The sequence below is a fragment of the Brucella sp. TWI559 genome (assembly GCF_039674265.1).
GTDB lineage: Bacteria > Pseudomonadota > Alphaproteobacteria > Rhizobiales > Rhizobiaceae > Brucella > Brucella chromiisoli.
The window spans coordinates 1-13075 of sequence record NZ_JBDJNE010000035.1; the positions used below are offsets into that span (position 1 = coordinate 1).

A 13075-nucleotide genomic window follows, 5' to 3' on the forward strand; every position below is an offset into this window, starting at 1 on the left:
AAAACGCCGCTTGAACCACCAGGCCAAAGCGGCTTAAATCAACCCCCAAACCGAGCCGGAAACTCCAATCTTCAAAAGCACAAATAGTCTCAAATCATTCGACGACGGACAATCTGCTCGGTACTCGTCCTTCGAACAAGCCCCTGTATGCCCCAGCCACGGAACTTAAATTATCGCATTGCGTTAAAAGACGGGTGGAGATGCCCGCTTTGAATCGGATCACTGGCCAATTCTCAGATTTTTCCGAGAACTTAGCGGCCTTTGGGGCTTCAACTATCTATTCGACAATTCATGAGAGGAGAAGTACCATGGCAAAGGAAAAGACCCTTGAGGACCTGTTCCACGACACTCTCAAGGACATCTATTACGCCGAGCGCAAGATCCTGAAGGCTTTGCCGAAGATGAAACGTGCGGCGCAGTCCGAAGACCTGAAGGCTGCTTTCGAGAAGCATCGCGAAGAGACGGAAGTTCATGTCGAACGGCTTGTCCAGGTGTTCGAGATCATGGGCAAGGCAGCGAGAGGCAAAACCTGCGACGCGATCGAAGGGATCATCGCCGAAGGCGAGGAGATCATGGAGGAGTTCAAGGATACAGCGGCGCTCGATGCCGGTCTGATCTCGTCCGCGCAGGCGGTCGAGCACTATGAAATCACCCGATACGGAACTTTGAAGCGGTGGGCAAAAGAACTCGGCATGACCGATGTCGCCAAGCTTCTCGATCAGACGCTTCAGGAAGAGTCCAAAACGGACAGCGATCTGACGAAACTTGCGGATGCTTCGGCCAACCAACGCGCTAAAGCGGCCTAATCATGAAGCAAGGGTGCCACTCGGCACCCTTTCCAATTTGTATAGAGATCACATAACGGACGGGAGCCAGCTATGTCAGCCACCGACAAAGCCGCAAATGTGCAAAAATCACTCAAGTTTCATGACCAAAAGCTCGAAGCCGGCCCAGGCGGAGATCTTCATCAGATTGCCGGCGACAAGACACCGGTCATGACCACGGCCCAGGGCGGACCGGTTTCAGATGACCTCAATACGCTCAAGGTTGGCGCGCGCGGACCGACGCTTATCGAGGATTTCCATTTTCGGGAAAAGATATTTCACTTCGACCACGAACGTATTCCCGAACGCGTCGTCCATGCCCGAGGCTATGGCGCGCATGGCTATTTCGAGACGACAGCATCACTCAGCGAATATACGCGCGCGGACATTTTCCAACGGGTTGGCGAGAAGACGCCAGTCTTCGTCCGTTTTTCCACGGTCGCCGGATCGAAGGGTTCGTTCGACCTCGCCCGGGACGTCCGGGGCTTCGCTGTCAAGATTTACACCAAGGAAGGCAACTGGGATCTTGTCGGCAATAACATTCCAGTCTTCTTCATTCAGGACGCCATCCGGTTTCCGGATATGGTCCATGCCGTCAAGGAGGAGCCGGATCGGGCATTCCCGCAGGCCCAGTCGGCACATGACAATTTTTGGGACTTCATCAGCCTGACACCAGAATCCATGCACATGATCATGTGGATCATGTCGGACCGCGCCATACCGCGCTCCTTCCGTTTCATGGAAGGATTTGGCGTCCATACTTTCCGCTTCGTGAATGACAGGGATAAGTCGACCTTTGTCAAATTCATCTGGAAGCCGAAACTTGGCCTCCAATCCGTCGTATGGAACGAAGCGGTCAAGATCAATGGCGCCGACCCCGATTTCCATCGGCGCGATCTCTGGAATGCCATCCAGGCGGGTGACTTTCCGGAATGGGAACTGTGCGTGCAACTCTTTGATCAGGATTTTGCCGACAGCTTCGACTTCGATGTGCTGGACCCGACCAAGCTGATCCCGGAAGAAATCATAAAGCCCATGCCGGTTGGGCGGCTGGTGCTGGATCGGATGCCGGATAATTTCTTTGCCGAGACTGAACAGGTCGCGTTCATGACGCAGAACGTTCCCCCGGGCATCGACTTCTCCAACGATCCCCTGCTGCAGGGCCGCAACTTCTCCTATCTCGACACGCAGTTGAAAAGACTGGGCAGCCCCAATTTCACACATATCCCGATCAATGCGCCGAAGTGTCCGTTCCACCATCTCCAGCAGGACGGCCATATGGCGATGCGCAATCCTGTCGGACGAGCAAATTACCAGCCTAATTCCTGGGGCGAAGGACCGAGGCCGGATCCCAAGCGCGGGTTCGGGTCGTTTGCAGCGCAGGAAGACGGACAGAAAGTTCGCCTTAGACCGGAGAGCTTCGCCGACCATTACAGCCAGGCGCGTCAGTTCTATCTGAGCCAGACCGCTGTGGAACAGAAGCATATTGCGATGGCCCTGACCTTCGAACTGTCGAAGGTGGAAACACCTGTGATCCGCGAGCGTGTTGTATCTCATCTGCTGAATATCGATGCCAACCTTGCGGAAACGGTCGCCGGCAAGCTCGGCATCCGCAAGATGCCGAAGGCTGCGGATGCGATGGTCCCCGTGCGCGACGATCTTGCTCCGTCTCCTGCACTCAGCATCATTGAGAACGGACCCGGCAGCTTCAAGGGCAGAAAGATCGGCGTGCTTGTCGCCAATGGCACTGATGCGCAGGTGCTCAAGGGTATCCGGAACGCCGCGGAGAAAGAAGGCGCAATGGTGGAACTGGTTGCGCCGTCGGTCGGAGGTTTCCAAGCATCCAGCGGCGACTGGATAGAGGCCGACCATATGATTGACGGTGGTCCATCCGTATTGTTTGATGCTGTAGCCCTTGTGTTATCTGAAGAAGCGGCCAACCGGCTTATCGGCGAGTGCGCGGCAAGAGACTTTGTTGCAGACGCTTTTGCCCACTGCAAGTTCATTGGCTTTACCGCAGGCGCAATGCCGCTGCTCGCCAAGGCCGGTATCGAGCCCGAAATGGACGAAGGGATGATCCCGCTCGACAATGCGAGGGCGGCCACCGATTTCGTCGCGTCTTGCCGTAAGCTCCGCTTATGGGCGCGTGAAGATACCGTCAAGCTCTGATCTCGCAGCATACAATTGATGTGAAGAGATGTTCGAAGTGCAAACACAAGCGGCCCGGCCCAGCCGGGCCGTTTACCGCGCGTATTGGAATGTGGAGAAATTGGTAATCGCCCATGAAGAACATTGCTATCGTCGGCACCGGTCCGACCGGGATCTACACTTTCTTTTCGCTGCTCAAATTCGCAGAGCCAATGTCCATCTCGATTTACGAGAAGGAAGATGAAGCTGGCGTAGGCATGCCTTATAATGACGATGAGAACAGCCGCATGATGCTTGCCAACATCGCCAGCATCGAGATACCGCCGGTTACCTCTACCTATCTGGACTGGCTGCGCGAGCAGGACGAGACGCGTCTCGCTCGATACCGGGTCGACAAGGAAGGTCTTCACGATCGACAATTCCTGCCCCGCATTCTGCTGGGCGAATATTTCCGGGATCAGTTTCTGGCTCTTGTCGAGGCAGCGCGTCGAAAAGGCTTTGAAGTCGAAGTGCACGAATCCTGCGAGGTCACGGATATCGAAGCCACGGCCGATGGCGTCAAACTCTGGACTGAGGGGAAGCTCCATTCGAAACTCCTCGATCTCGTCGTCATCGCCACCGGCCACGTCTGGCCCGACGACGACGAAGCAACGCGCAGTTATTTTCCCAGCCCCTGGTCTGGACTGATCGAAGCCAGGATACCAGCGTGTAAAGTGGGCATTATGGGGACATCGCTCAGCGCCATCGACGCAGCAATGGCGGTCATTGCCCAACATGGAAGCTTTATCGAGGAAGATTACAACAAACTACGCTTCGACCTTGACCCGGACAGTAAAGGTCTGGCGATAACGCTTATGTCCCGTTCAGGCATCCTGCCAGAAGCGGATTTTTATTGCCCGATTCCTTACCAGCCCTTGCAGATTGCCACGGAGCAGGCGATCAACAGGGAGATCGAGAGCGGTGCCAGTGGCTTGCTTGACAGGATATTTGCCTTGGTCGCGCGCGAAATCGAAGACGCCGATCCGGCCTGGAGCGAGCGTGTTTCGCTTTCGAAGCTCGACGCTGACAGCTTCGCTGACACCTACTTTTCCGACCGGCAAAACCATGATGCGTTCCGCTGGGCAGAATACAATCTCAAAGAAGTCGAGCGCAACAAGCGGGAGAAGCATACCGTACCCTGGCGCTATGCGATCCTTCGTTTACACGAGGTGGTGCAAGAGATTATCCCGCATCTCAATGAAGAGGACCGCGAGCGGTTCGATACAGGACTCTGCAAGGTCTTCGTCGACAACTATGCTGCAATCCCGTCGGAATCGATCCGCAGGCTACTGGCGCTGTGCAAGGCCGGCCTGATAGACGTCCTCGAACTTGGGCACGATTACGACATGGATGTTAGGGATGACCACATCCTCATCACCGTCGGTGACAACAGATGGACGTTCGACGTGTTCATCGACGCCCGAGGCCAGAAGCCGCTCAAGACGAAGGATTTGCCGTTTCCGTCACTTCGCCGGCAACTCGTTTCGGTCGGAGAGGATATTCCGGACGTCTCAGACGACTACACGCTGCTGGCACCGGAAGTTGCATGTGGCAAGATTGCGTTCGGCGCGCTGCCGTATCTGATGCACGATCAACCCTTCGTGCAGGGAATTACGGCAAGTGCTGAAATCGGCGAAGCTATATCCAAATGTACGGCGGTACGTCCAAAACGAACACGCAGGAAACTGGCATTCATAGACTTCTAGAGACCGCACGCAACAACGCGAATGTGCTGCCGTCTATCTTATTCGGTCACGGGCTTATGAAATTCGCATAGTTCTCAATTTAGTCGGTCTCGGCCCGCGAGGCAAATTCGAACCGCAACTGTGTGATGTGCACGCACGCTCAGATCTGTGGGCTGCTTCTCTTATGTTTCCTGGCCTTTGAATAGCATCCAGTTTCCTTGCGGCTCTGATTACGCCGACAGTTAAGCACACCGGGTCGCGGCTCTCAGGAGCCCGTCTATGAACTTGCAACAACCGAGATCACTTCGAGAGGTAAAATTTTCCTTTTAGCTGAGAAATCCAGTGAGAAGCCTCTGCGGTCCGATGGCAAAATTCTGCGGTCAATTTGACCAGTAGAGGAACGAACAATGTCGAATATTAATGACCAACTGATTACGGAGCTCAGAACCGTACTGACCAGTCAGCAATACAGCCCGACAGTAGCCGGGAATTACTGCGCCTATGCTCGCGGATTTCTTGATTATATTTTACGGCGGAATATCCCGGTCACGAATGTGAGCGAAGCGCAAGTGACGCAATATCTGCGTGATGCGATCGCGATGTTCCGGAGACGTCACGGTCGCTCCCCGGGACCATACCGGCATTCAATCCCACGTTCCGGAATTCATGCATTGCTGTGGCTGGCGCAAGGTGAGTGGCCACCAGCTCCAAAAGCAACGTGCGCCGCAGATGCATTGCGCTTTGCCATCTGCGACGATTACAAGACCTGGCTGCGCGAGGAACGAGGCCTTGCTGCAGCCAGCATCGACGAGTTGATGTGGGAAGGCCGGAACTTCCTGGCCTGGCAGCTCGATAGGCATGTACCAGACAGTCTGATGACGATGACCGTCAACGACATCGACCGTTACATGGACACACGCAGCCATCATCAGACGCGCCGGTCCGTGAAGGATGTGGCGGAGCGCCTTCGCTCGATGCTGCGCTATCTCCATCGAACAGGGCGCGTCGTCATGGAATTATCGCCGCATGTCATCGCCCCCTTGCTCTATGCGTATGAAGGTGTGCCATCGATCCTTAAGCCCGATCAGGTCACGGCGGTTTTGCAGTCCTCGGGGGAGGATAAGACGCCGACGGGCCTGCGGGATCATGCCATCCTGCAGTTGGTGGCGACCTATGGCTTGAGATCGGGCGAAATCTGCAACCTGCGGGTCGAGGATATCGACTAGCGGGCGGAAGTGATCCGCATCAGGCACACCAAGACCCGGGCCAACTCTTCCTGCCATTGATGGCGCCGGTGGGTGAGGCCGTGCTCGCCTATCTGTAGACGGGGCGGCCTGTCACAGATGCTCGCGAGATCTTTGTCCAAACACGCGCGCCTTATCGTAAGCTCGGCATGCTGGCCAATATGGTGCGGCGGCGGCTTACGACTGCCGGGATCACGCCGACTGGTAAAAGCGGCTCCCATATCTTCCGCCATGCACGTGCCGTCGAAATGATGCCCGCCGCCGTGCCGCAAAAGGTGATCGGCGACCTGCTAGGGCATCGCTCTACGGAGTTCCACAGCTCCCTATCTGAAGCTCGCCACCGAGGATCTTCGGGCCATCGCGCTCGACGTGCCGGGACGGGAGGTGCGGTCATGACGAACTGGCCCGATCCTGAGCGTGAATTGATCGCGCGGTACGTGGCAGGCATCAACCTGCGCACCACGAACAGCCCCATCTACTACAGGCAAGCGCTCGATATCTTCCAGGATGTTGCCGAGCACCATGCCAAGCTCGACAAGGACATGCTGGTGGCATGGTTGCATGTATCGCCGGGCCGTTGGGCCTCGACGACACGGCTGCATCGCACCCGGATCATCGACCGGTTCCTCGATCATCTTGAGAAAATCGGAGCGATCGAACACAATCCCGTCGCCGTGCTGCGTGAAGTTTGCAACATCAAACAGTGCATGCCGGTATGGCGGGCGCTGGCCTCCCGCGATCCGGACAGCGCACTTGTCGAACTATGCCAGCCCAGGCTGTTTGGCAGCGTACTGGGCAACATGATGGTCGAGCACGTCAGGATGATGCGCAACCGAGGTTACAGATACACTTCGCAAGCGATGCGGCTATGGCGGCTCGACCGCTTCCTTCAGCTAAACCCGGAGCTTCAGGACCAGCCGCTCGAGGTGATGCTTGAACACTGGTCCGCGGCGAAGCGAAATCGCCTTGATCTTGGTGACGTGGACTTCCAAGGCGGCACGATCACGATCCGCCAAACCAAGTTCTACAAGACCAGGATACTGCCGCTGCCCGACAGTGTAATGGTAGAACTTCGATCATATACGGAAGCGCGACGCCGCGCCAGTGGGTTCCTTGATCTGCGCTCCGGCCTGTTCTGGCAAGAACGGCGTGGTGACCGCTATACGAAGCAGGCCGTCGCCTGGCTGCTTGTTGACGTCATACGCCGGGCTGAAGCCGCCTCGGGGGCGAACTGGACCTCGCCTGCACGATCTGCGGCATTCGATGGTCGTGAACCGGATCCTCGAATGGTACGAGGCAGGCATCAAGCCGCAGGATCGTCTGCCGTTCCTTGCGAACTATCTCGGCCATGGGACATCAACTCGACCCTGGTCTACATCACCGTCACGCAGGACTTGCTGCATCACGCCAATGAGCGGTTCCGCGTGCTGGGCGCGCCACGCCTCAATATCGGGCAGGAGGTGCGGGCATGAGCAAGAACAATCAGTTCCCGTGGCTGATGCGCGCGTTCCTCTACGAATGGCTGGTCGAGTAGTGCAATGCCTCCATCCATACGGTCCGGTCGTATCGCGATGTCTGGCGACTCTTCCTCCGGTTCGTCGCAAAGCGCTCAGGCAAGAAGGTGGCGATGATCACGCTGGCGGATCTGACCGCCGGAGAGGTCATTGCGTTCCTCGGTCACGCCGAACACGAACGCGGCGGCAAGATCGGCACGCGAAACTGCCGGCTTGCAGCGATACGCAGCTTCTTCAACTTCGTTGCAACCAAGGATCCCGGATTGATCGCCCAGTGCGTCGAAATCCTTAACATCCCGATTAAGCGCGGTCCGGTGTCGGAACCTGCTATCTGGACCCGGCGGAAGTGACCGCTATCCTGGCTCAGCCTGATCGTTCGACATCCCAAGGTGCGCGCGATCACGCCTTGCTCTCGTTCCTCTACAACAGCGGCGCGCGAATACAGGAACCGCTCGATCTGTGCCCCTTGCGGTCCGGTTCGACAGTCCGAGCTGCGTGCGCCTCACCGGAAAGGGTCGAAAAGAACGTATCTGCCCGCTCTGGCCAGAAACCGTGATATTGTTGCAGAAACTGCTCGAACCGCAACCACGGGCGCCAAGCCAGAGGCTGTTCGTTAACCGCTATGGCGAACCGCTCAGCGCATCGGGGGTCCGGTTCAAGCTTGCCGCCTGGAAGGCAGCGGCCGAAACCTCACCAAGCCTGCGCGACAAGCATGTGACGCCCCACGCCTTCCGGCATGCAACCGCCGTGCATCTCATATCGGCGGGCATCGACGTCACGGTCCTCCGTAGCTGGCTCGGTCATGTGAACCTCGAGACAACCAACCACTACGCCAGAGCTAACCTCGAAACAAAGCGCAAGGCATTGGAAAAGGTCGGTGCTCCCGAAACACCCACCCGCCAGCCCTCGTGGAAACGCGATACGAGCGTTCTCGCCTGGCTCGACACGCTCTGAAATAATGCGGAGGAAGGTGGCCAGAAACCCCGAACTTTAGGCAATCTGGTCGCCTTCCTCCGCATTACGGGCTGCTGCGGATAATTGACCGTATTGAAAAATGATAAACGCGCAATCATTCAGGCAGCAAGTCTTGCCGAGAAGGCCACAACCTTCTTGCACAGCCAGCAACCGCAATCGGACAACGTCGCCGAGGAAATTCCTGTTGCCGCTTGGGAGGCGCGGGATGCAGCCTAAAAACTGAAATTAAACCTTGCTTATAATACGGCAATGCCGTATAATGTAGACATGCAAACGATCGTTCAAACATCAATCTTTCTCATGCAAGCAAAGCGTTGCGGTTTATCTGACGATGAATTGCAGGAGATTTTATCAGCCATTGCGTCAGACCCCGTAGCGGGTGCGCTAATGGCTGGTACAGGTGGCGCTAGAAAGTTGCGTCATGCCCGTGAAGGGCAAGGAAAGAGCGGAGGATTCCGCACAATTCATTATTTCGGCGGTGACGATATTCCCCTTTTTGCACTCTCAATTTACGGCAAAAATGAAAAAGGAAATCTCACAAAAGCCGAGCGAAACGAACTCGCTGCAATTCTGCCAAAGCTGGCAGAAGCCTATAGAAAGGTGAACAAATGACATTTGCAAAAGAGCTTATCCAAAGTGCAAACGAGGCTCTGGCAATTGCCGAAGGTCGCGTAGAACCCGCCGCAGTATTTGTTCCGGAAACAATTGACGTTGCAGCCATTCGCAAAAGCCAAAATCTTTCACAGACAGCATTTGCCAAACGATACGGCCTCTCAGCTGGTACAATCAGAGATTGGGAACAAAAACGCCGTCAGCCAGATCGCGCCGCAATGTTGTTTTTGAAAGTCATTCAGCAAGCGCCCGACACAGTGGCACAGGCTATTCGTGCCTGAGTAGATACTTTTCAAATTCTTTGAAGGGCAACGCGCAGGATAGCACCAAAACATAGAGCAGATCGTGATTTGTCCCGCTATCATGCCGATAGAACCGAACGGGCATGCGAGCTAAAGCCCGCATTCTTGCCTGCCTTGCTTCTGCTGGACAGGGAAATTTTGGTGATTGCGAGCCGGACTAGATATTAAGGTGACTTTCGCGCCACGCGCTGCATAAGCGTAAGCGCGAATTTCTCGGCACATTCCCATCCTGCTTGCAGCGGGATTTAACCCGTCGAGGCGTTCTATCTTGTATTCGGAACAAGTAGATCCGCACAGCGCCCGTGGGGCAGCTTGGGCTCCAAAAAAATTTAAGAGCACGAAACGGATTGTTGTAACTTCGACTTGCTGGAAGTTTAGACGCTGGTTTTCAGGAGGTCCGAATGGCACAGATCAAGTTTCTTCCGCTTCCAACTGACAACGTGAGTGGTTTGCGCAAAGGTGCACGCGATGCATACGATTGTGCACCCGAGCACGTATTATCTGATGGAGCAGGTAACCCTTGCCGTCATTGTCTTAATTTCATTCCCAAAGGTTCCGGGATGATGATATTGGCTTATCGACCATTTGACCATGCCCAGCCCTATGCAGAAACAGGGCCCATCTTCTTGTGTGCCGACGAGTGCGCGCCGTGGTCAGGGATAGAAGTTCCTCCAATACTAAGCAGCCCAGACTATCTGCTCAAAGGCTACACAGCGGATCAACGCATCCGATACGGCACTGGAAGGATTGTAGCTAAGAACGACATTGTAGCCTACGCATCCGAACTTTTGGATCACGACAACATCAGCTTCGTCGATGTTCGATCAGCGCGGAACACTGCTTTCAGGTTCGTATTGTTCGTGCAGATTGATACGCTGTGGCAGCTTAGGACTAGCGCGTCTCTTAGTGGTCACCGTTAGGCACTTATGTAGTTCCAAGGTAATAGATCCTCGATATTAGCGTCTTGGGATCGCTGCGGAAGTTCGGTGAGGACGTGCTTAAGCCATGCAAATGGTTCAACGCCGCATGCACGACAGGTCAGCATGAGGCTGTATACGATGGCGCTGGGCCGCGCTCCGTCTATGGTATCGGTGAAGAGCCAAGATTTCCTGCCGGTGGCAAAAATCCTGATATCGCGTTCTAGCAAATTATTGTCGATCGGCATGTTGCCGTCTTCGGTGTAACGCGTCAGATATAGCCATTGATTGACGGTATAAGAGACCGCATCCTCAAGCTTGCTCTCCGGCAAGACCTTCGGAGCTATCTTGTCGAGCCATGCCTTGAGGGCATTCAGAACCGGAATGCTGTGCTGTTGACGAAAGCGACGAATGCAGTCTGCCTGCGTTTCACCGTCATCCGGGCTTTCATCGCGAGCCTGTTTTTCAATCCGGTAAAGCTGCTCGAAGAACTTCAGCGCCTGCTCTGGCCGTCCGCCGCCTTTCTTTCTGGCGCGCAGCGCTTCGACAAACCGCCGCCGCGAATGCGCCATGCAACCAATATGTGTTGCACCTTTCAGGGTGCGCCATGCCGTGTAACCGTCGCTCATCAATATGCCGCGATAGTTTCCAAGAAAGGCCTGCGGATATTGCTGCCCCCGACCGGGCTGATAATCGAGCAGTACGATAAGTTCGGCACTGTCTTCGCCGCTGCGATAAGCCCACATGTAGGACGTGCTGGTAGCAGCCTTGTCCTTTTCCTTCAGAACCTGAACCGTCGTCTCATCACCATGAATGAGAGGCTGTGATCGCAGCCGCAGTTTCAGAGCATCATAGAGGCGGGAAAGATGTGTTTCGCTAGAACCGATCACCCAATGACCCAGAGCCCCACGGCTGACAGGGACGCCAGCACGCTCGAAGGCTTTCGCCAGACGATAAAACGGTGTGCCATCGACATATTTGTGAACGAGCGCAAAAGCCAGCGTAGAGGCCGTGGCAATGCTGCCCGGCAAGGGCTGTGCAGGCATCGGGGCGATGACGATGGGCGTTTTGATGCCGGTGCGATCACAGTTGCGGCACGCATATTTGGCCCGGGCATTCTGCAGAACCTTGGCCTTCACCTTGATGTGAAGCTGCTCGGTGACCAGTTCACCCATGCGATGCATCGGATGACTGCAGCACGGACAAATCTTCTGATCGTCGGGAAGGTCATATTCCACACGCTCGCGCGGCAGAGTGGAAGGCAGTGGTTTGCGACCGCGCTTTTTACCTTGCCACGCTTCGGTCTCCGGCAATCCCGTGTCGGGTAATTCAATGGTGTCAGCGAGCTCTTCGTCTGTATCTGCCTCAAGGGTAGTCTGCTCAGCTTCGTTGAAGACACGATCGACACGCTTTTCGCTGTGCGGTGCAAAACGATGTAACCGTGCGAGCGCCAGTTCTTCCTCAAGTGTGAAGACCCGTTCATGCAGTTTCTGGTTTTCCGCCTGCAACGCTGCTATCTGCGCCATCAGATCTGCGACGGTGGGTTGGCCTGCTCGATTCATCCCAATGCTTGAATCGAACACAGTCAGCGACGTCAATAAATTAATTCACGGGTTTTTATATTTATGCGCCGGGCTTAAACCCCTTATCCGGCAATTCTATATTGTCGAACCGGATGACGAACCATCGCATCGATATCAATGCCATCAAGCAACCAGTGCAATTGCTCCGTTGTAAGCTGCATGATTGTGTCCTGACGCTGCGGCCAACGGAATTTGTCGTCAGTCAACCGCTTTAACAAAAGCACAAAGCCTGATCGGTCGAAGAACAAAACCTTCATCCGGTCACGACGACGGTTGCAAAAAGCAAAAATCGCTGGCGCAAACGGGTCCAGATCCATCTCTTCCTGAACCAGAACCGCAAGACTGTTTATCCCGCCCCGGAAGTCGATGGGGTCGCGGTGCAGATAGACCTGCATGTCAGAGGTAAGTCTAAACATCGCTTACAGCTCCAATGACCGCCGTCAGTGCCCGCACATCGTCACATTCCAGAGACAGCTTCACGCCATTGGGTAAAGTCACGTTCAGTTTTGCCACTGAGGAGAACACTGCGATTTCAGCAGATGCTGGCTTCATCCTGCCAGAATTACGGGTCCCCAGTTCCGCCGCACACGGCCCATCACCTCTTATCACAATATCGTTTGCAGCAGCCTCGATCCGAACCGGTATAAATGCCGACCCTAAAGATGGCGAAGGCTGCAAGACCTCAATTTCTGCTTCCTTGTGCTTACGCACCCATTTGCGCACAAGGTTGGTATTAATCCCGTGATCAATGGCAACACGCGATAAAGAAGCGCCGGGTTCAAGGGCCAAGGCAACAACTTGCTTCTTCCATTCGCGATCATAGTGATGGTTCCCTTGTCGGTCCACAAACAGCACATGTGGCTTCGCTCCGTCCGCTCCCATAATTTCCATCGGTGTCCACCCTTTTAATCGGTGGACACCCTTTGCACCACTCCCTTCGGCCAGTGAAGGTGCGTGGAAATGAGCGCTTACGCATAAGCGATAGAGTAAATTGCTATAGAACAAGCGCATCGAGCGTTTGTCCTATGGCCCGAGGGGAGCCCCGTAGCCCCTCCCCTCAAACTCCCCTCCCGCCCTTTGATATTACTGGGGTCGGTTCCGGCTGGGGGCGAAATGACACTTGGACTTCCCCTTCAAAAGTGGAGGGCTTCTGTTAAATAAAAGTGACAGGAGAGTTAGAATTGAAGCAGCGAGAATTTACAGAAGAGTTCAAACGCGAAGCCGTTCGTATT

14 protein-coding genes are annotated in these 13075 nt (G+C 55.2%); 11 read left to right on the forward strand and 3 right to left on the reverse strand.

Going from position 1 to position 13075, the window contains the following annotated elements; all coding sequences use genetic code 11:
* The first annotated feature begins 308 nt into the window (after positions 1 to 308).
* From ABE530_RS18830 to ABE530_RS18880, 11 genes are all read left to right on the forward strand, one after another.
* Complete coding sequence (locus tag ABE530_RS18830) at positions 309 to 806, forward strand: YciE/YciF ferroxidase family protein (protein ID WP_499695597.1); 498 nt, start codon at positions 309 to 311, stop codon at positions 804 to 806.
* 72 nt (positions 807 to 878) lie between these two features.
* Positions 879 to 2993: a catalase gene (gene katE, locus ABE530_RS18835; protein WP_499695598.1), complete on the forward strand. Its 2115-nt coding sequence runs from the start codon at positions 879 to 881 to the stop codon at positions 2991 to 2993.
* 113 nt (positions 2994 to 3106) lie between these two features.
* A complete protein-coding gene (locus ABE530_RS18840) occupies positions 3107 to 4717 on the forward strand; it encodes an FAD-NAD(P)-binding protein (RefSeq protein ID WP_499695599.1) in 1611 nt (536 codons plus the stop codon).
* A 386-nt stretch (positions 4718 to 5103) separates the two neighbouring features.
* Positions 5104 to 5922, forward strand: a complete 819-nt coding sequence (locus ABE530_RS18845) for a tyrosine-type recombinase/integrase (RefSeq protein ID WP_499695600.1) — start codon at positions 5104 to 5106, stop codon at positions 5920 to 5922.
* Between the two features lie 410 nt (positions 5923 to 6332).
* Complete coding sequence (locus ABE530_RS18850; protein ID WP_499695601.1) at positions 6333 to 7412, forward strand: tyrosine-type recombinase/integrase; 1080 nt, start codon at positions 6333 to 6335, stop codon at positions 7410 to 7412.
* Positions 7413 to 7486: 74 nt separating this feature from the next.
* On the forward strand, positions 7487 to 7804 hold the full coding sequence (locus ABE530_RS18855) for a site-specific integrase (RefSeq protein WP_499695609.1): 318 nt from the start codon (positions 7487 to 7489) through the stop codon (positions 7802 to 7804).
* A 202-nt stretch (positions 7805 to 8006) separates the two neighbouring features.
* Positions 8007 to 8408, forward strand: coding sequence for a tyrosine-type recombinase/integrase (locus ABE530_RS18860; RefSeq protein ID WP_499695610.1), 402 nt, complete (start codon positions 8007 to 8009; stop codon positions 8406 to 8408).
* Between the two features lie 93 nt (positions 8409 to 8501).
* Complete coding sequence (locus tag ABE530_RS18865) at positions 8502 to 8645, forward strand: hypothetical protein (RefSeq protein ID WP_499695602.1); 144 nt, start codon at positions 8502 to 8504, stop codon at positions 8643 to 8645.
* A gap of 51 nt (positions 8646 to 8696) precedes the next feature.
* Complete coding sequence (locus tag ABE530_RS18870) at positions 8697 to 9041, forward strand: type II toxin-antitoxin system RelE/ParE family toxin (RefSeq protein WP_499695603.1); 345 nt, start codon at positions 8697 to 8699, stop codon at positions 9039 to 9041.
* Complete coding sequence (gene nadS, locus ABE530_RS18875; RefSeq protein WP_499695604.1) at positions 9038 to 9322, forward strand: NadS family protein; 285 nt, start codon at positions 9038 to 9040, stop codon at positions 9320 to 9322. Before ABE530_RS18870 ends, nadS begins: the two co-directional genes overlap by 4 nt.
* A 422-nt stretch (positions 9323 to 9744) precedes the next feature.
* A complete protein-coding gene (locus ABE530_RS18880; protein WP_499695605.1) occupies positions 9745 to 10263 on the forward strand; it encodes a DUF1203 domain-containing protein in 519 nt (172 codons plus the stop codon).
* On the opposite strand, the gene tnpC is transcribed toward ABE530_RS18880, so the two are convergent.
* The 3 genes from tnpC to tnpA all read right to left on the reverse strand — a co-directional run bounded on the left by tnpC (position 10260) and on the right by tnpA (position 12734).
* On the reverse strand, positions 10260 to 11822 hold the full coding sequence (gene tnpC / locus ABE530_RS18885; RefSeq protein ID WP_499695606.1) for an IS66 family transposase: 1563 nt from the start codon (positions 11820 to 11822) through the stop codon (positions 10260 to 10262). The two genes, ABE530_RS18880 and tnpC, sit on opposite strands and share 4 nt — an antisense overlap.
* An 83-nt stretch (positions 11823 to 11905) precedes the next feature.
* Positions 11906 to 12259 (reverse strand): IS66 family insertion sequence element accessory protein TnpB, encoded by a 354-nt coding sequence (tnpB, locus tag ABE530_RS18890; RefSeq protein ID WP_499695607.1) that lies wholly within the window; start codon positions 12257 to 12259, stop codon positions 11906 to 11908.
* Entirely contained in the window at positions 12252 to 12734 is a 483-nt protein-coding gene (gene tnpA / locus ABE530_RS18895) for an IS66-like element accessory protein TnpA (protein ID WP_499695608.1), read from the reverse strand. Before tnpA ends, tnpB begins: the two co-directional genes overlap by 8 nt.
* Positions 12735 to 13075 lie beyond the last annotated feature (341 nt).

Coding starts and splice junctions, on each gene's coding strand:
- tnpB (WP_499695607.1), bottom strand. CDS start 12,259: ATGTTTAGACTTACCTCTGACATGCAGGTCTATCTGCACCGCGACCCC.
- ABE530_RS18870 (WP_499695603.1), top strand. CDS start 8,697: ATGCAAACGATCGTTCAAACATCAATCTTTCTCATGCAAGCAAAGCGT.
- ABE530_RS18830 (WP_499695597.1), top strand. CDS start 309: ATGGCAAAGGAAAAGACCCTTGAGGACCTGTTCCACGACACTCTCAAG.
- tnpA (WP_499695608.1), bottom strand. CDS start 12,734: ATGGAAATTATGGGAGCGGACGGAGCGAAGCCACATGTGCTGTTTGTG.
- ABE530_RS18880 (WP_499695605.1), top strand. CDS start 9,745: ATGGCACAGATCAAGTTTCTTCCGCTTCCAACTGACAACGTGAGTGGT.
- ABE530_RS18845 (WP_499695600.1), top strand. CDS start 5,104: ATGTCGAATATTAATGACCAACTGATTACGGAGCTCAGAACCGTACTG.
- katE (WP_499695598.1), top strand. CDS start 879: ATGTCAGCCACCGACAAAGCCGCAAATGTGCAAAAATCACTCAAGTTT.
- ABE530_RS18850 (WP_499695601.1), top strand. CDS start 6,333: ATGACGAACTGGCCCGATCCTGAGCGTGAATTGATCGCGCGGTACGTG.
- tnpC (WP_499695606.1), bottom strand. CDS start 11,822: ATGAATCGAGCAGGCCAACCCACCGTCGCAGATCTGATGGCGCAGATA.
- ABE530_RS18840 (WP_499695599.1), top strand. CDS start 3,107: ATGAAGAACATTGCTATCGTCGGCACCGGTCCGACCGGGATCTACACT.
- nadS (WP_499695604.1), top strand. CDS start 9,038: ATGACATTTGCAAAAGAGCTTATCCAAAGTGCAAACGAGGCTCTGGCA.